This is a genomic window from Streptomyces sp. PCS3-D2 (genome assembly GCF_000612545.2).
Taxonomy (GTDB): domain Bacteria; phylum Actinomycetota; class Actinomycetes; order Streptomycetales; family Streptomycetaceae; genus Streptomyces.
Genome location: NZ_CP097800.1, coordinates 3,531,435 through 3,549,760 on the forward strand (window position 1 = coordinate 3,531,435; position 18,326 = coordinate 3,549,760).

At 71.4% G+C, this 18,326-nt stretch carries 20 protein-coding genes; 12 read left to right on the forward strand and 8 right to left on the reverse strand.

What is annotated here, in order from left to right; genetic code table 11:
- Positions 1–87 precede the first annotated feature (87 nt).
- From AW27_RS15260 to AW27_RS15285, 6 genes are read left to right on the forward strand one after another with little or no spacing between them, the layout of a single operon-like run.
- Complete coding sequence (locus tag AW27_RS15260) at positions 88–948, forward strand: glycosyltransferase (RefSeq protein ID WP_037920918.1); 861 nt, start codon at positions 88–90, stop codon at positions 946–948.
- Positions 945–1,853, forward strand: a complete 909-nt coding sequence (locus AW27_RS15265; RefSeq protein WP_037920916.1) for a phosphotransferase — start codon at positions 945–947, stop codon at positions 1,851–1,853. Before AW27_RS15260 ends, AW27_RS15265 begins: the two co-directional genes overlap by 4 nt.
- Entirely contained in the window at positions 1,850–2,581 is a 732-nt protein-coding gene (locus tag AW27_RS15270) for a glycosyltransferase (protein WP_037920914.1), read from the forward strand. Before AW27_RS15265 ends, AW27_RS15270 begins: the two co-directional genes overlap by 4 nt.
- Before the next feature lie 14 nt (positions 2,582–2,595).
- Entirely contained in the window at positions 2,596–3,471 is an 876-nt protein-coding gene (locus AW27_RS15275; protein ID WP_236647620.1) for a PIG-L deacetylase family protein, read from the forward strand.
- Positions 3,471–4,085, forward strand: a complete 615-nt coding sequence (locus tag AW27_RS15280; RefSeq protein ID WP_236647618.1) for a hypothetical protein — start codon at positions 3,471–3,473, stop codon at positions 4,083–4,085. The genes AW27_RS15275 and AW27_RS15280 overlap by 1 nt, the downstream gene beginning before the upstream one ends.
- Complete coding sequence (locus AW27_RS15285) at positions 4,082–5,161, forward strand: glycosyltransferase (RefSeq protein ID WP_037920908.1); 1,080 nt, start codon at positions 4,082–4,084, stop codon at positions 5,159–5,161. The genes AW27_RS15280 and AW27_RS15285 overlap by 4 nt, the downstream gene beginning before the upstream one ends.
- On the opposite strand, the gene AW27_RS15290 is transcribed toward AW27_RS15285, so the two are convergent.
- Positions 5,158–6,180, reverse strand: coding sequence for a phosphotransferase (locus tag AW27_RS15290; protein ID WP_236647616.1), 1,023 nt, complete (start codon positions 6,178–6,180; stop codon positions 5,158–5,160). The two genes, AW27_RS15285 and AW27_RS15290, sit on opposite strands and share 4 nt — an antisense overlap.
- A 603-nt stretch (positions 6,181–6,783) precedes the next feature.
- Between AW27_RS15290 and AW27_RS15295 the strand changes: the two genes are divergently transcribed.
- The 4 genes from AW27_RS15295 to AW27_RS15310 are packed head-to-tail and all read left to right on the forward strand — an operon-like array spanning position 6,784 to position 10,329.
- The gene (locus AW27_RS15295; RefSeq protein ID WP_157840223.1) at positions 6,784–7,224 is read left to right on the forward strand and encodes a hypothetical protein; all 441 of its coding nucleotides are present in this window, start codon (positions 6,784–6,786) and stop codon (positions 7,222–7,224) included.
- Positions 7,221–9,326: a hypothetical protein gene (locus AW27_RS15300; RefSeq protein WP_037920900.1), complete on the forward strand. Its 2,106-nt coding sequence runs from the start codon at positions 7,221–7,223 to the stop codon at positions 9,324–9,326. Before AW27_RS15295 ends, AW27_RS15300 begins: the two co-directional genes overlap by 4 nt.
- Positions 9,327–9,329: 3 nt before the next feature.
- Positions 9,330–10,097: a hypothetical protein gene (locus tag AW27_RS15305; RefSeq protein ID WP_037920894.1), complete on the forward strand. Its 768-nt coding sequence runs from the start codon at positions 9,330–9,332 to the stop codon at positions 10,095–10,097.
- Between the two features lie 43 nt (positions 10,098–10,140).
- Entirely contained in the window at positions 10,141–10,329 is a 189-nt protein-coding gene (locus AW27_RS15310) for a hypothetical protein (protein ID WP_236647614.1), read from the forward strand.
- Positions 10,330–10,701: 372 nt separating this feature from the next.
- Here the strand turns inward: AW27_RS15310 and AW27_RS15315 are convergent, their stop codons facing one another.
- From AW27_RS15315 to AW27_RS15335, 5 genes are read right to left on the reverse strand one after another with little or no spacing between them, the layout of a single operon-like run.
- Positions 10,702–10,980, reverse strand: a complete 279-nt coding sequence (locus AW27_RS15315) for a hypothetical protein (RefSeq protein WP_037920892.1) — start codon at positions 10,978–10,980, stop codon at positions 10,702–10,704.
- A gap of 50 nt (positions 10,981–11,030) precedes the next feature.
- On the reverse strand, positions 11,031–11,525 hold the full coding sequence (locus AW27_RS15320) for a DUF5956 family protein (RefSeq protein WP_201773402.1): 495 nt from the start codon (positions 11,523–11,525) through the stop codon (positions 11,031–11,033).
- 59 nt (positions 11,526–11,584) lie between these two features.
- On the reverse strand, positions 11,585–12,169 hold the full coding sequence (locus tag AW27_RS15325) for an HD domain-containing protein (protein WP_037920890.1): 585 nt from the start codon (positions 12,167–12,169) through the stop codon (positions 11,585–11,587).
- 6 nt (positions 12,170–12,175) lie between these two features.
- The gene (gene codA / locus AW27_RS15330; RefSeq protein WP_304949872.1) at positions 12,176–13,477 is read right to left on the reverse strand and encodes a cytosine deaminase; all 1,302 of its coding nucleotides are present in this window, start codon (positions 13,475–13,477) and stop codon (positions 12,176–12,178) included.
- Positions 13,478–13,516: 39 nt separating this feature from the next.
- Positions 13,517–13,684 carry a hypothetical protein gene (locus tag AW27_RS15335; protein WP_157840222.1) on the reverse strand — a complete coding sequence of 56 codons (168 nt, stop codon included), beginning with the start codon at positions 13,682–13,684 and terminating at the stop codon, positions 13,517–13,519.
- 88 nt (positions 13,685–13,772) lie between these two features.
- Between AW27_RS15335 and AW27_RS15340 the strand changes: the two genes are divergently transcribed.
- Positions 13,773–15,584: a S9 family peptidase gene (locus AW27_RS15340; RefSeq protein ID WP_037920888.1), complete on the forward strand. Its 1,812-nt coding sequence runs from the start codon at positions 13,773–13,775 to the stop codon at positions 15,582–15,584.
- Between the two features lie 37 nt (positions 15,585–15,621).
- Positions 15,622–16,464, forward strand: a complete 843-nt coding sequence (locus AW27_RS15345) for an SURF1 family protein (protein WP_037920885.1) — start codon at positions 15,622–15,624, stop codon at positions 16,462–16,464.
- Here AW27_RS15345 and AW27_RS15350 read toward each other — a convergent pair.
- Together AW27_RS15350 and AW27_RS15355 are read right to left on the reverse strand one after the other, a co-directional pair.
- Positions 16,431–17,525 carry a hypothetical protein gene (locus tag AW27_RS15350; RefSeq protein ID WP_052030389.1) on the reverse strand — a complete coding sequence of 365 codons (1,095 nt, stop codon included), beginning with the start codon at positions 17,523–17,525 and terminating at the stop codon, positions 16,431–16,433. The two genes, AW27_RS15345 and AW27_RS15350, sit on opposite strands and share 34 nt — an antisense overlap.
- Complete coding sequence (locus tag AW27_RS15355; protein ID WP_172671312.1) at positions 17,522–18,304, reverse strand: SigE family RNA polymerase sigma factor; 783 nt, start codon at positions 18,302–18,304, stop codon at positions 17,522–17,524. The genes AW27_RS15350 and AW27_RS15355 overlap by 4 nt, the downstream gene beginning before the upstream one ends.
- Positions 18,305–18,326: the final 22 nt, after the last annotated feature.

Sequence of the window (18,326 nt, forward strand, 5' to 3'; positions counted from 1 at the left end):
GGCCTGCCTGGGGGCACCGGTACCGGGAGCACTTCGTCCGCCCGGCCCGGCGCCGGGCCCCGTCGACCCTCCCCTGGAGGCACCCTCGTGTACGCGATCGGCATGTGCGTCGACGCCCGCTACCTGTTGCCCGCCCTGGTCACCCTTGGGTCCGTCGCCGACCACCTGCCGGCGGCCGACCGCCGCGAGAGCGCGGTACGGGTACTGACCAACGGCCTGTCCCCCGGGCAGGCCGCCGTGATGGAGTCCTTCTCCCGCCGCTGCGGGTTCGGCTCCTTCAACCTGGCCTGGCAGGCCCCGCCGCGCGAGAGCGTCATGGCGGACAGCGCCTACATCTCCGTCGCCACCTACCTGAGGTTCGGGTTCACCACCGGCTTCCTCGACCGGCCGTTCCTGATCTACGTGGACGCCGACGTGCACGTACGCGGCGACATCTCCGCGCCGCTGTCCGGTCTTCCCGAGGATCGGGTCGGGGCGGTGCAGGACGAGTTCAACCCGGCCGTCGGCCAGTGCCCAGCCCTGCCCGGCCTCGCCGAACGGTGGCCACACCTGGTGGGGCGGCCCTACTTCAACGCCGGGATGCTGTGGGCGCCCACCGGGATACTCGCCCCCATGCGGGTCGGGGTCCAGCGGGCCCTGATCGGCGGCCGGAAGTACATCAAGCACAACGACCAGTGCGCCCTGAACCTGTGGCTGCTGTCCTCCGGCGCCGCCCACCCGGTGGAGCCGGTGTTCAACCAGTTCGAGGTGGACCGGTTCCTCGATCGCGGGGACTGGGTCCGGCGGGTCCTTCGCCGCCCAGTCAGCCGCCGCGACGGGCGCGTGGTGCACTTCGTCGGCTCGCAGAAGCCGTGGATGCGCTCGTGCCCCTGTACAGAGGACGTCAGGGTCTACCGGCGGCAGATGCGCCGCACGCTCGCGCACCTGGGCCGGGTGGGTGCCAGGTGACCGGCGGCACGGTTCTGGCGGTGGAGCGGGCCTGTACGGAGCTGGCCGGGTCAGCTCCGGCCGAGACGGTCCGGGTCCGCACCGGGCCGAAGACGGCCGTCTACCGGGTCCGGCTGGCCGACGGCCGTCGCGTGGTGGTGAAGCTGTTCGCGGCTGACGTCTCCCACAGCGCGGCCGACGAGGCCCGGCTCCTGGTCGCCGTGACGGAGGCCGGACGGGTGCGGGTACCGGCCGTGATCAGGCACGGGCCCGTCCCCGGGCTGACCGTCTCCGCTCTGATCACCGCCGACGTCGGGACCAGAACCCTCAGCGACGCCGTGCGGGCCGGGCAGATGCCGCGTCCGGCGGCCCTGCTGCGGCTCGCGCTGCTGATGGCGGCGTTCCACGCCATCGAGCCCCCGGCCGGGGTTCGCCTGGCACCAGGCATCGGCCAGCAGGTCAGTGCCATGGCCGCCCACTGCCCCCGACAGGTCTTCGTCCGGCTCGCGCCCGCGCTGGAGGTCATCGCGGGTGGGGCCCGCCGGGAACGTCTGGTGTGGTGCCACGGAGACCTCCACCTGGAGAACGTGATCCGCGGAGGTGACCGGCACCTCATCGCCGGCGCAGGCGGCGAGCCTCATCTGCCCGAGTACGTCGTGGACTTCGAGGCCGCGACCGTGGAGGTCCCCGAGTACGACCTCGCCCAGACCCTTGTGACATGCGACGCCCTGGAACCGTCCGACCGGATGTTCATGGCCGCCGCCTACGGGCGACCCCTCGACACCCGCCTCCTGGACGCCTACGTGGCCTTCCAGGCCGTACGCGGCTGGACCTACGCCGCCCAACGGGAAGGCCGCGACCGCGAAGCCTGGGCGGCCCGCCTGCACCTTGCCCTGTCCCCGCAACCAGGAAGGACCGTGCTGTGACCGATCCCGATCTGTCGGTGATCATCCCCGCATACAACGAGGCCAAGTACCTGCCCCGCTACCTGCCCACCGTCTTCGCTTCCCTCCGGGCCTGGGTATCCGTCTCAGGCCTCGTCGGAGAGGTGATCGTGGTGGACAACGCCTCCACCGACGACACCGCGACCGTCGCGAAGGAGCTGGGGGCCAAGGTGGTGACGGAGCTGGTCCGCAGCATCGGCCTGGCCCGCAACACCGGAGCCCGCGCGGCCGGGGGGCGAATGCTGTTCTTCGTCGACGCCGACGTGGCCCTGCCTCTGGAGGGCATCACGGCCGCCGTCGCCGCAATGGACGCCGGGGCCGTCGGCGGGGCTATCCCGCCGCTCTACACCCCCGCCCGGTTCGGGGCCCGCCTGCTGTGCGCCTACTGGGACCACCACCGCTCCCGCCACGGCGGCGCCCAGGGCGTCAACCAGTTCTGCACCCGGGACGCCTTCAAGGCCGTGCACGGGTACCGGCCGGACTACTTCATGAGCGAGGACATGGAGTTCTTCGCCCGCCTGACCGCATACGGACGCAGCACGGGCGGGCCGGTCGCAGTCCTCGAAGACCTCCGCGTGCGGCCCTCCACCCGCCGCTACGACGCCTGGTCCACGGCCCGGATGCTCTGGTGGCAGAACCCCGTGGTCGTCCGCATCGGTCTGACCTCGCCCCGCTTCTGGCGCAACTGGTATGCCACCACCGTCCGATGATCGGAGAACCCCAGGTGACTCGCCTTCCCCTGCCGGACGCCGACGGCATCTACACCTTCCCTACCGACCTCCTGACCGCGCACCGGGCCTGGATGGACTCCCTGACCGGGGCGAAGGAGATCACGACGCTGACCGCGCCGCTGACCCTGTCGCCGTACTGGATCGAACCGCGCAGGCCCTCCGGGCGGCCGGTCGTGGTCATCGAGCCCCACCACGACGACTTCGTCCTGTCTGCCTCCGGGACCTTCCTGGCCCGTCCCCGGCCGCTGACCGTGGTCACCGTCTTCACCCGCTCCCGTAGCGTCCACCCCTCCCTCGAGAACACCTACAACAGCGTGGAGACCGTCTCCGAACTCCGCGACCGCGAGGCCGCCCAGTCCCTGTTACCCCTGGGGGCCGCCCGGGTCGGGCTCGGGCACAAGGACGCCGAGAAGCCCTACCGGGCACCCGAGCCCGCCCAGGTGGACCGGATCACCGCCGAGCTCGCGGAGGTGCTCGACGGGATGGAGGACGCCGAGTTGCTCGCCCCAGCCGCCGTCACCCGCCACCCCGACCACCTCGCCGTCCACGAGGCCGCACGCCGCCTGGGCTGCCGGTGGTTCTGGGAGGACGCCGCCTTCTGGTCCACCTACGGCCTGTCCGGGTGCGACCGGCAACTGTTCCAGCAGCGGACCGGCGACGTCTTCGAACCAGAGCTGGAGGACATCACCGCCACCGTCCTGGACAAGGTGACCCTGCTGCACATGCACGGATCCCAGATGCACCCCGCGCGGAAGATGTACCGGCCGATCCGGCACGCCTACACCGTCGCCGCCAACTTGCTGCCCGACCCGGACGGCCGTCCGCGCGGCCAGTTCGCCGAGCGCTACTACCGGCTCGGGGGGTCGTGATGATCCTCGGTCTGGAAGGCCCCTCGTACGGAGGCAAGACCTCCGCCCGGGGGCAGCTGCGCCGGGTGCCGGCGATGCAGGACGCGATGTTCTTCTCCTGCTACGTGAAGTCGTTCGCGCGCCGCGAGGACATCCCCACCCCCTCCACCCGGTCGGCCGCCGAGCAGGTCGAGGCGTTCATGACGTTCATGGAGATCGAGGGCGAGCGCGTACGCGCCGCCCGCCGGCACGGTGGACTGGTGGTCCTGGACCGGACCGTCGACACCCTCCTCGCCCATGCCCACGCCATGGACGAGATCCACGGCTTCGGCGTCCTGCCGGAACTGCGCCAGCGGGTGGAGGAGATGCCGCACCTGCGGCCGGACCACACCCTGTACCTGGACGTGACGCCCGAACTGTTGCACCTGCGGCGCAAGGCCGCCGGGCACCACGAGGTGGAGCCGGAGTACTTCCTCCACGACCCCGGCTTCCTCACACACTTCCGCGACTACTTCTGCAGCCCCGCCCGACGCCCGGCGGCCAAGGAGATAGCCATCGCCTCCGGGGACGGCGACCGGCAGGAGACGGCCGCGGTCGTGCAGGCCCTCTTCACGTACTGGGCGGGTGGCCGGTGACCGCGCCGACGGCGGTGTTCGCATGGCGGCGGACCCCGCCGCCACTGCTGATCGGCGGCGCGGAGGTCTCCCAGCAGCTCCTGGCGGAAGAGTTCGCCCGCGCCGGATGGCGGGTCGTCTACCTCGGCAGCCACGAGGCGCCCTGGAACGGGTCCGCACAGGTCGGACACCTGCGGGCCCATCTCCAAGCCCACGGCATTGAGTGGGAGGAAGCCGGCGAGGAACTCCGTTACCGATGGAACGGCGTCTCATGCCGGGCCGTAACGCAGGACCGACTGGAGAAGACCCTGCGGGAAGTCCTGAGCGAGGTACGACCGGCGTTGGTGGTGACGTCACAGGAAGGGGCGGCCGACATCGCCGCCCTCGCCCGCCGCACGTCCAGGGTGGCCGGATGGCTGCACTCCGTCTCCGCCAACAGCCACGGGGTCCTACACGGCAGGCCACACGTCGCCCTCGCCACGTCGAAGTTCGTCGCCGGACGGGCGCAGACCCCGGCCGGGACACAAACCGTGGTCTTCTACCCGCCCTTCGCCCCCGCGGAAGGTAACCCGTCCCTCCCCACCGGCCTCGCCGGACCCGATCACGCTCCGGGGGGTGTGCTGATGGTCAACCCCATCCCTGCCAAGGGATCGGTCCTCCTTCACCAGCTGATCCACCGGCTCCCCGGCCGCCGGTTCACGCTCGTCGAAGGGTGGTGGGACACCGCCCGGGAGTTCACCGGATACCCGAACGTCCGCTGGGTGCCACGCACCTACGCCATGGGCTCCCTGTACTCCGGAAGCGACCTACTGCTGGTTCCCTCACAGGTCGAGGATGCGTTCCCCAGGGTGATCGTGGAGGCCGGGCTCCACAGCGTCGCCACGGTCGGCTCGTCCCGGGGCGGCATTCCCGAGGCTGTCGGGGAGGGCGGTGTGATCCTCGACCCGGACGATGTGGACGCCTGGGTGAAGGCCATCGAGTCCGCCGACCGGACCAGCCTCGGTGCGAAGGCCCGCACACGGGCGGTGCCACTGGTCCGGCCGTGCCTGCCCGAGCTGGCTGCCGCTGGTCTGATCCCGGCGGCAGCCGCCGGCTAGCGGGCCGCGTAGGCGGCCTGGACTTCGTCGGCGCGGTCGGTCCACCAGTTCAGCAGTGCCTCGTCCGTCAGGAACATCTCGCCGAAGGTGGGGTCCTGGCGGTCGAGGTAGAATTCCAGCTGCCAGAAGTCTGTCAGCCGCTTCCACCACAACCGCTTCACGGCGTCGGCGAGGTCCCCCTCGGACAGATCGATCACGGACCGGTAGCCGGCGCAGAAGGCGGCGATGCGGTCGAGGTCGAAGAGGCCACCCACCCCGAACTGCACCTGCGCGGTCCGCGCGACCTCCTCCCCGTACGGGCGGACACCCAGCCGGTCCCAGTCCAGGACCGCCACCACCTGGCCGCCCTGACACAGCAGGTTGCGGTACTGAAAGTCACCGTGCGTCCACCCGTACGGCCCAGCCGGCGTCTCGCCCTCCGGCCGGACATCGGCGTACCGCACGAGGAGGCCACGCCGTTGGTGGAGAGCCTCGATGGCGCCTTTGTCGAAGTCAGTCACCGGATCGGCCGGGAGGCGGCCCAGGAGAGCGGCGGCTGCCCGGTCGGCCTCGTCCACGCCGCGGACCTTCGTAGCCGGTACCTGTTTCGGAACCGGGCCGGGGCCGTACCGGCGCAAGCCCTCGTGGAGGCGTGCCAGGAGAGCACCGAGATCGCGAACCTGGTCGAGGGTAAGGTCGGTCCCCTGAACGTGCTCGCCGCCCATCCAAGGCAGGACGCAATAGCCGCGACCATCGATCTCCGCCACCAGATCGCCCTCATCGGAGGGCAGCGGTGCTGGAACCGGGATCCCCTCGCGGGCCAGGTCCGCCAGGACCGCTAGGTTCCTGCGAACCTTGGGCAGGGGGACGTCGGTGATCTCCTTCACCGCATACGTTCCGGCGGTTGTCTCCAACCGCCAGTTCCGGTTCATCAGGCCGTGGGCGAGGAACTGCCGGGAGCGCACCTCGCCCAGCCCAAAGGCCCGGGACAAGGTCGGCAGAGCCGCCAGAAGATCGTTTTCTCGGGTCGTATCCGTCACCCCCAGCACGGTACGCCGACGCCGGCCCACCCCCATCTGAATTCGTCATCCGCGCCCCATCCAAGAGCAGGTCACCTCTCCCTGGGAAGCTTCGCCCAGCAAGGCCATGCAGGATCGGCAGATCGAAGAAGCCCCGGCTTTCGGCAGAGGCCCGGTGAAGCAGAGGCCCGGTGAAACAGAGGCGCCAGATCCCCAGAAGTCACCCTCTGCAATCACTGAACCCGAATGGAGACGCCATCTCCGATCACATGAGTGATGGAGAATCACCGCTTCGACGCGCGCCTCATGCGATGGGGCGGGGTGCCTCAGAACCCCACACCTCTTGATCAACAGCCGGTTTTGCGCCTCTTTTGCGAAGATCAGACACCCAGTCGGCGCGGCTGATTTTCAAGATCCGCCACTGGAAGGCCGCCCCGTGCCCTGCAGATCCCTAGATCAAAACACTCCCGATAACACCTACGCCACTGTCAAACCTTGGCGAAATTCGCGCGTGGCGTGCATTGCTGTTTCTGGATGGCGCAAGCACTTTCGATTGCCGCGTTCGGTCGAGTTCTCCACTCTGTGCTGACGAAACCGTCACGGATCTTCATGGGGGAGTCACTCGTGAGCGATGCGCTCGATGTTGTGCAGGTGGCCACGGGCGGGGCTGCCGTCTTCGTGGCAGAAATGGCGAAGAGCGGCTGGGATGCGTTCCGCCGGGCAGTCGTCCATTTCTTCCGTCTCGGCGGCGAGGAGAACGCGGAGGAGGAGCTCCGTCTGGTCGACGCCGCGCGGGTGCGCCTGCTGGAGAGCCCGGACGGAGAGCGGGACACGGTGATGCAGGCGCTGCAACAGCAGCTGCTGATCCAGCTCGCCGCGTTCCTGCAGAAACACCCGGATGGCGCTGTGGAGCTCCAGGCCCTGGTCGACCGGTCGGAGGAGTCCGGCAGCAAGGTCGGCGCGCAGGTGAACGTGCATCACAACACCGGCAGCCAGGTGCTCCTCGCGGGCCACGATGTCAACGCCGGCGACTTCACGTACCGGGCACCGGAGAACGAGAAGTGAGCGACCAGACCGGCTACGGCCCGGTTCCGCCGCCAGTACCTCCTTCCCCTCCCGCCGCCGCCGTGGTCCCTGCAGGGTTCGCGGGCCGGAGCCTGGAGGTTCGCGACAACGACCGATCGCAGATCATCATTGCGGGTCGCGACGTGAACATGACGGGGAAGCAGCCGCTGTCTGCGGCGGACATCCCCGAGTCCGAGCTCGACGTGGTACGCCGAGCATGGGTGGATGTCAGCTCCGACGGGGGTGCCGTGACGACTGCGGCCGATGCCGTCCGTCTGCTTGTCGCCGACGATCAGGGGCTCGCGGTGCTTGCCGGGCCGACTGGTTACGGCAAGCGCACAGCCGGGATCCGAGCCTTATGGGAGCTATCGCAGGCCGAGTCGGCTCGTGGCGAGAAACCGTTGGGCCTTTCGGAGATCAAGCCGGACTGGGACGACCCCGAGTCCCCGGACATCTCGTCACTGCCGGAGCGGCCGGGCACCGGGTACCTGCTGGACATCGCGGCGGAGATGAGCGGCTGGGAGCAGCCCAGTCAGATCGCTCAATCGTTGGTGACTCATGCCGAGAAGCTGCGGCGCATCGGTTCGTACCTGGTAGTGGTCGCCGACGAGCACGGGTGGCCGGAGGAGCTGTCCGGGGCGCTGGGCCGAGTCGTGGTCAGGACCAAGGCGAGGCCATCCGCCCGCCGGGTGGCCAGAAGGCACCTTGAAGACCTGTACGGAAAACCGGAGCGAGTCCGGTGGATCAACCCCGCGCCCAGCCCTACCGGTCAGGGAGACGCCGGCGAGGCCTCGCATCTGCTGACCAAGGAGTCCAGTCCCAGCGACGCCGCGCGGCTGGCTGCCTTGCTGGCCCATGCCGAGGACTCGGACGAGGGACTCAAATCAGCGCTAGCCGCCTTCCAGCAGTGGCGCACGGACGTCACCAGGGTCTTCAAGGAGACCGAGGGCAAGGCCGGCGACCGGGCACTGCTGATCGCCGCGCTTTTCCTGAGCGGCGACACGGCGCTCGAGATCCAGGAAGCGAGCCAGTATCTACTGGGCAAGCCCCCGGAGACCGATGTCGAGGTCATCCTGACCGGTCCCGACCTGACGACCCGGCTCCGCAGCGTGGGCGCGAAGGTCACCGGCCGCCACGCCACCGTCGACCACAAACCCGGATACGCCCAGGCCGTTCTGAACCATCTGTGGCGCCAGCGCCCCGACATCCATCTGCCCCTGCTGAAGTGGCTCGATCACATCACCGCTCCTGAGCAACCCGGTGCCGCCCGTCTCCCGGCCATCAGCGACCTTCTGGTCGAACTGGCCATCACGGAGAACGACATCAAGGTCATCGAGCAGATCCGTACCTGGATCGACAACGGGGCCGACACCGACGAGCATCGCCGGCTGATTGCCGGAGTCTTCACCAAGGCCGCCGACGCCGAAGCCCTGGGCCCCAAAGTGCGCGCCAAACTCCTGGACTGGTCCCACGGGACAACGGAATCCGTGGCGACGGTGATCGCGCTGGTCTGCAAGAGCGAATTCGCCGACCAATACCCTCAGCAGACACTGGTCCGCCTGCGCCACATCCTCGACCGCCCAGAGCGGGACAACGCCGTCCAAACAGCCGAGGAGGCGCTGCGCGCCATCGCGTCCCACGCGGGACAACTCCCACGGGTCTGGAAGACGGTCATCAAATGGGCCACCGAGAGCCGTTACCTCGCCGGCTACCGCGGCTTCCTCAGCCTGCTCGATCCGCAGGAAGATCCGTACGTCCTTCAGGTGATGCTGGAGGCGGCCGACCAGAACCCGGAGGTCAAGGCTGCTCTCTTGCGCGGCTGGAGGTCGGTCCTGGCCGACACCCGCGTCACGACCCAGTCCCGTGACCTGATGATCGCGTGGGCGCATGCCCTTGCCGACGACCTGGTTCCGAGCGACCTCACTGTCGACATCCTCCGCCAGGTCACCAGGGAGCACATCTACACCAGCCCGGTGGCTGCCTTCGTCTTCGGCGAGGCGGGCGTGCAGTACGACGAGCCCGTCATCGCCCTGCGCAGGCAGCTGCAGTTGCCGATGCTCGCGGACACTTCTCCCTCCAGTCCCGAGCCCGCGGAGTCCTGACCTGTGATCACCACCCGATGGTCGCGCCGCCGTACTCGTCGAGCGCTGCGGCGCGGCCTCACCCGGTTCGAGGTCCGCCTCTCCAGCAACGTACCTGGCATCGCCTTCACGGCCCGGATCACCGCCACCGTCCACACCGGGCCGCCGTACCCGCAGAGCCCGGACGAGATGGCGGGAGCCATACGGGCGACCCTGCGCAAGGCGGCGGCTGACGTGGCGCACGAGTGCGACCCTGCCGACCTCGGATCCGCCCGCGACGCCTGCGGAAGTCACCTCGCCCGCCGACGCACCCTCCCCACCGAACCACCCGTCGAGTACACGGCCAAGGTCGCTCTCGATCTGTCCCCCGACGATCAAGCTGCCGTGGCGTCCCTACTCACCGCCCAGCGCCGCCAGGCCGTAACCGACGCCCTGCGTCGCCAGCGGACCCATGCCATGGCCAAGGAACTCACCGAGCCCGCCGCGGTACTCGTGCGGTGGATCGAGCAGCAGCCCGATGGCTGGAGCAGCCCTCCGGAGCGCAAGGTCATCGACGAGATCGCGGCCGCCTTCACCCAGTACCGCCCCGACCATGAGCGCGCCATCGAGTATGCGGCCCTGGAGGTCATCAGAGAATTCCTGGACAGCTTCCAGGACCCTCCCCAAAGACGGGCGATCTACGAGGTGCTCGCCGCCGGCATGCGCCACGCCAAACGTCCCGACCACGCCGCCAGGACAGAAGCCCTCATCGGCGGCCATCCGTTATCGACCGATCCGGCGAGCGGCACATGAGCGCCCCGTATCGTCCGACAGGGTGGGAGAGCGGGTTCCGCTGGTGAGGACGATCCTCTGGCGTTGGCTGCTCTCCCCTCGTACCAGCTGGCGCGCCCGCCGTCTGGCCCGAGCCAGCTACGGCAACACCTCCTTCGACGCCGCGTGGCGGCACACCCGCGTCCGCACCCACCCCGACGAACTGCCCTACCAACAGCGTGGGCACTTGCCCGACCGAGACCCGAGCGAATGACCGGCCCTTCGGTGTTCTCGGTCCCGTGCGAGCGTGACTTCATCGCACGGATCGACGGCACCCACCAGCTCCTCAGGGCGGCCATGCACAAGCAACGCGACGGGCAGCGCAAGTAAACCTCGCGAGCACTCCCGGGCTGGGAGAAATCTGGGAGAAGAACTTCTCCCAGAGACCCCGCGAGACCGCCACAGACCCACCCACCCCAACGCCCTGACCTGCGCAAATGCCATTCACGCTGATGAGGATCTTGGTTGGACGTTCTTCGGGACGAAGAGGTCGTGGGTTCAAATCCCGCCACCCCGACTTCGTAAGACCAGGTCAAGGGCCTGATCCGCATCGCGGATCGGGCCCTTCCTGCGTTCCCGGGGCCCGTCAGTAGGGGCGGGGTGACATGATGTGGGGCTCTGTGGCCGGGGCCTCGAAGACGCAGCGGGGGATGCCCGGGCCGGGGGTGGCACGGACGGAGACCTTCGTCGGGGGGTCCGTCGGCAGCTCGACGCGGACGGTCACGGGGTGGTCGTGGTGGGTCGTCGCATGGCCCGTCTCCTTGCCGTCGACCAGGACCTCGACGACCGCGGTGCGGCCGGTCTGGACCGTGGCGCTGACCGAGTGGCCTGCGTGGTCGATGTGGAAGTGATGCCGCCGCCTCATGGGACCGCCTCCCGCCGCTGCCCCCACCGTTCCAGCGTAGCCAACACCCGCTACGCGCTCTCGTGGAGCGCTGCCAGTTCGGTGCGGGCCAGCGACGGGACGTCAGGGGAGGGGGCCGCCGCGGCCAGGGCGTCGAGGTGGTCGAGGACCGCCGCGACCGTGGTGAACGGGCCGACCGGGCGGAGCAGCCAGAGGCGGCCCCGGGGGCGGGGCGGGAGCCCGAGCGCGGCGAGGGCCTCGTCGGTCTCCCGGTCCAGGTCGCGCAGGTCGGGTTCGGGGAGCGGGGCGCACTCCACGCCGGTGATGTGGCCGTGACCGTCGAGTGCGGTGTCCACGGCCCAGTGGGTGGAACGGTCGGGGATCCAGGTGCGGGCCGCGGGGGGCCAGACGTACGGGAGGAAGATCCAGCGCAGGTCCTCGGGGGCCGGCTCCCAGCCGAGTGCCTCCAGCTCCCGCATCTCGGGCAGCCGGTCGGCCTCCAGTTCGCTGCGGCCGCTGCGGCGCTGTGCGAGCGGGTGCGGTGTTCCGTCCTCGTCCCACGACATGCGGGCACGCTATCCGAAGCGGTGGCGGATCCACGTGACCTGCGCGGCGGGCGTCCCCGTCAGGCGTCCAGGGGGTTGGCCGCGATACGGGTGGCCGCGCCGCCCGCGACGTAGGCGGCGGCCGCGCAGCCGGGCTTGCGCTCCGCCTGGTCCTGGACGAGGGCGGTGAAGGCGGGGCCGAAGCCGGCGCGCGGGTGGGCGGCGAGGAGCTGGGCGGTGAAGGCCGGGGCGAACTCGGCGAGGCGCAGGCCGGAGACGTCGGCGCTGGTGCCCACCTGGAGGAGGTGGCTCTCGGCGTCCTGCGCCGCGCTGACGTCGTCCCGCATGTGCCGGACGATGATCTCCTCGGCGCGGGCCCGGCGGTCCGCCGGCCAGCCCAGGCCCGCCGTCAGCACGCGCGCCACGTGGCCGCCCGCCTCCTCGAAGGGCAGGGTGTGGCTGTCGAACGGCGCGGTCAGGCCCAGGTCGTGCAGGAGGGCCGCCACGTAGAAGAGCTCCCGGTCGTACTCCAGGCCGTGGTCCTGCGCGTACCGCGCGCCGAAGGCGTAGGAGCGCACGCTGTGGTTGAGCAGCGCCGTGTCCGCGTACTCCGAAGCGATCTCCAGGGCGGCACGGGCCGATGTGGTGTCGAGGGTCCACGTCATGGCACGTCAGCGTAGGCGGCGGGTGAAGTCGACGTCCGCCGGGGGCTCCCCGGGCCAGGACAGCCGGGTCGGCACGGTCGGGGTCTCGGCGAGTACGGAGCCGCGCGAGACCACGTAACGGGGCCGCACCTGGCGGCGAATCGCCTCCTCGGGCGTGGGCGCGGGCAGCAGCACGAAGGAGGCGGGGGCTCCGGCGGTGATGCCGTACGCATCGGCGCCGAGGCCGAGCACGCGTGCCGCACGGTCCGTCACCATCGAGAAGGCCACCGGGATGTCGTCGGCGCCGGTGAGCTGGGCGGCGTACAGGCCGACGAGGGCGGTCTGCAGCGGGTTGGCGGTGCCGAGGGCGTTCCAGGGGTCCATCACGTCGTCGTGGCCGAAGGCCACGTTGACCCCGGCCGCCAGCATCTCCCGGACCTGGGTGAGGCCGCGCCGCTTGGGGTAGGCGTCGAAGCGGCCCTGGAGGTTGAGGTTGGCGAAGGGGTTGGCGATCAGGTTGATGCCCGAACGGGACAGCAGCCGCTGGAGTTTGAAGCTGTAGGCGCCGTTGTAGGAGCCCATGGCCGTGGTGTGGGAGGCGGTGGCCCGCTCGCGCAGGCCCGAGCGCAGGGCGAGGGTGGCGAGCACCTCCACGAAGCGGGACTGCTCGTCGTCGATCTCGTCGCAGTGGGCGTCCACCCGCAGGCCGTGTTCCTCGGCCAGTGCGAAGGCGGTGTGCAGCGAGGCGACACCGTCCTCGCGGGTGTCCTCGAAGTGCGGGATCGCGCCGACGACGTCCGCCCCGCGGGAGACGGCCTCGCGCAGCAGTGCCTCGCCGTCCGGGTAGGAGACGATGCCCTCCTGGGGGAAGGCGACGATCTGCAGGTCCATGACGTCCCGCACCCGGTCGCGGACCTCCAGCAGCGCGTCGAGCGCGGTGAGGGACGGGTCGGTGACGTCGCAGTGGGTACGGACGTGCAGGACGCCGTGGGCAGCCTGCCAGCGCAGCACCTCGGTGGCCCGCGCGACCACGTCCTCACGGGTCAGGGTGCGCTTGCGCTCGCTCCAGCAGGCGATGCCCTCCCACAGGGTGCCGGAGGTGTTGGGGCGCGGCTCGCCGGCGGTCAAAGCCGTGTCGAGGTGGATGTGCGGTTCGACGAAGGGTGCGGTGAGCAGGCTGCCGTGCGCCTCGACGAGGACGCCGGTGGCCGGCGGTTCCTTCTGGTCGTCGTGGGGGACCACCCGCGCGATGCGGCCGTCCTCCCCGACCTCGACGTCGGACAGGCCTGGTGTGTGGAGCAGCCGGGCGCCCCGGACGATCATCCGCATGGCGCCAGCGTACGGACGAAGGCGGTCGGCCGCGCGCGTTCAGCCGCGCCTGGCCTGGGCCTTCTGCTGCATGCCGCGGGTCTTCGCCGCCGTGGAGTGCGGGTCCTTGACCGCGGCCTTCGCACGGGCCTCGGCAGCCGTGTTCTTCGCCAGCGCGCGTTCGGAGTCCTGGTGCATGTGGTGGCCGGTGCGGGCCTTCTTGGCCATGATCGTTCCTCCTTGGAGTACGGGTTCCACTGTGCGCCCGTTCGGAGCAGTCGGCACCCCGGGGGGGCGCTGCGGCCACAATGGGCGCATGACCAGCGACAGCGAGATCACCCCCGACATGCCCGACTGGGAGAAGCGGTTCCGCGCACCGCGCGTCGGGCTGCCCGAATGGGCCGAGGACGCCCCGGACCGTTCGCTCTTCGTCTCCAACGCGACCGGCACCTTCGAGATCTACGCCTGGGACCGCGCCACGGGTGCGCAGCGGCAGGCCACCGACCGCCCCAACGGCACCACCGACGGCACCCTCTCCCCCGACGGCGAGTGGATCTGGTGGTTCTCCGACACCGACGGCGACGAGTTCGGAACCTGGGTGCGCCAGCCCTTCGCCGGCGGCCCCGACGAGCCCGCCACTCCGGGCCTCGAACCCTCCTACCCGGCGGGGCTGGCCATCGGGCGCGACGGCACCACGGTCGTCGGGCGCTCCACGGACGAGGACGGCTCGACCGTCCACGTGGTCCGCCCGGACGGCTCGGAGCCCGCGGTGATCTACCGGCACCGGGAGTCCGCGGGCGTGGGCGACCTGTCGCGCGACGGCACCCTGCTGGCCATCGAGCACACCGAGCACGGCGACGCCATGCACTCCGCCCTGCGCGTCCTCACCCTGGACGGGAGCACCGTCGCCGAGCTGGACGACTCCCGCGGCGGGACGGAGGAGCTCGGTCTGGAGGTGCTCGGCTTCGCCCCGGTCGCGGGCGACACCCGGCTGCTCATCGGCCACCAGCGGCGCGGCCGCTGGGAGCCGCTGGTGTGGGACGTGGCCACGGGGGCCGAGCAGGAGCTCGCGATCGACCTGCCGGGCGACGTCAGCGCCGAGTGGTGCCCGGACGGATCCGCGCTGCTGGTCGCGCACAGCTTCGAGGCGCGCACCGAGCTGTGGCGCTACGACCTGGCCGCGGGGGAGCTCGTACGCGTGGACACGCCGCCGGGGACGGTGTCCGGGGCCACCGCGCGGCCCGATGGGACGGTGGAGTACCTGTGGTCCTCGGCCGCCGAGCCGCCGGCGGTGCGGTCCACCGCGGGCGGGGCCGTCCTGGATCCGCCGGGCCTGCGGCCGCCGGGCTCGCTGCCGGTGGAGGACGCCTGGGTGGAGGGTCCGGGCGGCCGGATCCACGCGCTCGTCCAGCGTCCGTCGGGGCACGGCGACGGCCCCTTCCCGACGATCTTCGAGATCCACGGCGGGCCGACCTGGCACGACAGCGACGCCTTCGCCGCGACCCCGGCGGCCTGGCTGGACCACGGCTTCGCGGTGGTCCGGGTCAACTACCGGGGCTCGACGGGATACGGCCGCGAGTGGACCGACGCCCTCAAGCACCGGGTCGGTCTGATCGAGCTGGAGGACATCGGGGCGGTCCGCGCGTGGGCGGTCGCGTCGGGCCTCGCGGACCCGGAGCGGCTCGTCCTGTCGGGCGGCTCCTGGGGTGGCTACCTGACGCTGCTGGGCCTGGGCACGCAGCCGGAGGCCTGGGCCGTGGGCCTGGCCGCCGTGCCGGTCGCGGACTACGTGACGGCCTACCACGACGAGATGGAGGCGCTGAAGGCCCTGGACCGCACCCTCTTCGGCGGTACCCCGCAGGAGGTCCCGGACCGGTACGAGGTCTCCTCCCCGCTGACCTATGTGGACCGGGTGAAGGCCCCGGTCCACATTGCGGCCGGCGTGAACGACCCGCGCTGCCCGATCCGGCAGATCGACACCTACGTGGACCGGCTCGTGGCGCGCGGGGCGGTGCACGAGGTGTACCGGTACGACGCCGGGCACGGCTCGCTGGTCGTGGAGGAGCGGATCAAGCAGGTACGGATGGACCTGGAGTTCGCGCTGAAGCACCTGCCCGCCCGACCCTGAGGACCGGTGGCCGGTGCACCCCCCGTACCGTGGTGGGGTGCACCGGTTTCTCCTGACCCCGCGCTGGTGGGGGATCAACGTCTTCGTCGCGCTCGCGGTCCCCTTCTGCCTGTTCATGGGGTCCTGGCAGCTCGGCCGGTTCGAGGCGCGGGTGGACAGCCACCGGGAAGCGACCGCAGAACGGCCCGTCGACCGGGCGGCCGCGCCCCTGGACTCGCTGCTCCCGGTCGACACGGAGACCTCCGGGCGGATGGCTTCTGCGTCCGGGGAGTACGGCGAGCAGATGCTGGTGCCCGAGCGGCGGCTCGACGGCGCGACCGGTTTCTACGTCCTGACGCTGCTGAAGACCGACTCCGGCAAGGCCCTGCCGGTGGTCCGGGGCTGGCTGCCCGGTGCCGCGGACCCCGCGAAGGCGCCGGCCGCGCCGACGGGCCGGGTCGAGGTGACCGGCGCCCTGCAGGCCTCGGAGAACTCGGGGACGAAGGGGGTCCACGCCCAGGGGGGCCTGCCCGCCGGACAGCTCGGCGTGATCGCCGCGGCCACTCTGGTCAACATCGTCCCGCACGACCTGTACGACGCGTGGCTGACCGTGCAGACCCCGGTGGACGGGATGCTCCCGGTGCCTGCGCAGGCGCCGACCAACACCGGGCTCGACCTCAAGGCCTTCCAGAACCTCGGCTACACGGGCGAGTGGTTCGTCTTCGTCGCCTTCGTGCTCTTCATGTGGTTCCGGCTCTACCGCCGCGAGGTGGAAACCCTGCGCGACGCGGAGGCGGGCCTGCTCGACCCCGCCGACCCCGCCAAGCCCGCCGACCCGGCCGACCCGGCCGACCCGCCTGCGCAGGATCAGTCGTCGACCGGGATCGCACCCGTCCGGTAGACCGTGCCGCCGCAGGCGTCGGGGATCGACGTCCGCGTCGTCGGCGCGGCGCTGGTCCGAGGGGTGTGGGACACCTCGACGACGCTCGGCGCCTGGGGCGTGCCCGTCTGGGGCTCCGACGCGGCACCGCTGCCCGGGGCGCCCGAGGTGCCCGCCGAACCGGTCTGCGGCGGCTTGCCGCCGCCGTCCGAGCCGTTCGCGGCACAGGGCTCGCCCGGCGGCACCCACGCGAAGCGGACCTCGTAGGACTTGTTCGGCGCGAGCACCACCACCGAAGGCTGCGCCGACGGGTCGGGCAGCAGACCGCTGCCCGGGTCGCCCGCCGCGTGGTCGACCACGGCGACCCCGGAGCCCGGGACCAGCGTCGCCACGGGCGCGGAGGCCGCGGTCACGTTGTCCCGGCCGGTGACGGCGCAGCCCCGGGAGGAGACGTTGGTGACCCGGAAGCCGCCGGCCACCCGGCCGTCGCCCTCCGGGTTGCGCACGTAGCCCACGACGCCCAGTTGCTCGGCGCCGCATCCGGGGACGCCCGGCGAAGCCACCGGCGGCAGCGGGCCGGTGCCCGCCGCCGGGTCCGACGCGGAACCTGCCGGGCCGCCCGGGTCGCCGGTGCCCGCCGGGCCCGATGCCGGTCCTCCTGTCGTGGCACCGCCCTGCGAGGTGTCGGGCTGCCCGGTGGCACCGCCCGCGTCCACGGAGCCGCTGAGGGAGCCGCCGGCCTTCGGGTAGGCGCCGTATCCGTTCTGGTGCGGGTCGGAGGCGCCGCTGTGTTCGTCACCGGAGTGCGCCTCGTGCCCGGCCACGGTCCGGCGGTCCGCGTCCGTGCCCTCGCCGCCCGCGAGGTGCAGCGCGGCCGGGATCGCGGTCCCCGCGATCAGCGCGGCCGCGGCCGCGCCGACGACGGCCCGGCGCCTGCGGGCCCGGCGTCGCGCGGGTACGGCGTGCAGGATCCGCTCCAGCGCGTCCCCGGAGGGCCGGATGCCCTCGACGGCGCCGCGCAGCAGGATCCGCAGCTCGTCCTCGCCGCTCGCGCCGTCCGGCGCGGTGTGGTCGTCCCTCATGACTGCGCAGCCTCCATCGCCACCCGCAGCGCGGCAATGCCCCGCGATCCGTACGCCTTGACCGAGCCGAGCGACACTCCCAGCGTCTCGGCGACCTGGGCTTCCGTCATGTCCGCGAAGTAGCGCAGCACCAGCACCTCGCGCTGGCGGCGCTGGAGTCCCCGCATCGCCTTGATCAGATCGTCCCGTTCCAGTTGGTCGTAGGCGCCCTCTTCGGCGCTCGCCATGTCCGGCATGGGCTTCGACAGCAGCTTGAGGCCGAGGATGCGGCGGCGCAGAGCGGAACGCGAGAGGTTCACGACGGTCTGGCGCAGGTACGCCAGGGTCTTCTCGCGGTCGCGGACCCGGTTGCGCGCCGAGTGCACCCGGATGAACGCCTCCTGCACCACGTCCTCGCAGGAGGCGGTGTCGTCGAGGAGCAGCGCGGCGAGGCCGAGGAGTGAGCGGTAGTGCGCCTGGTAGGTGGCCGTGAGGTGGTCGACGGTGGTGCCGGCCACCACGTCGGCCGCTCCGGCCGCTCCGGCCTCGTCGGCTCTGTCGGCCTCGTCGGCCCTGTCGTGGGCCCCGTCGTGGGCCTTGCCGTTCGCTTCCGCGTCACCGCTGTCGCGCTGTTCGGGCACGAGACCGCCGGGGGTCCGTGCGGGGGCCTGTGGGGTCCCCGTCGGAGGGACGGGAACGATCACGGGAAGACCGCCGCCGGGCGTGAGGACGTCCCGGCGCGACGGGAGGACCCCCGTGCGTGCCGGCAGGACGGCCGATTCGAGCAGTGCCTGTGCCACGCCTGTAGGACACGCGTCCCCC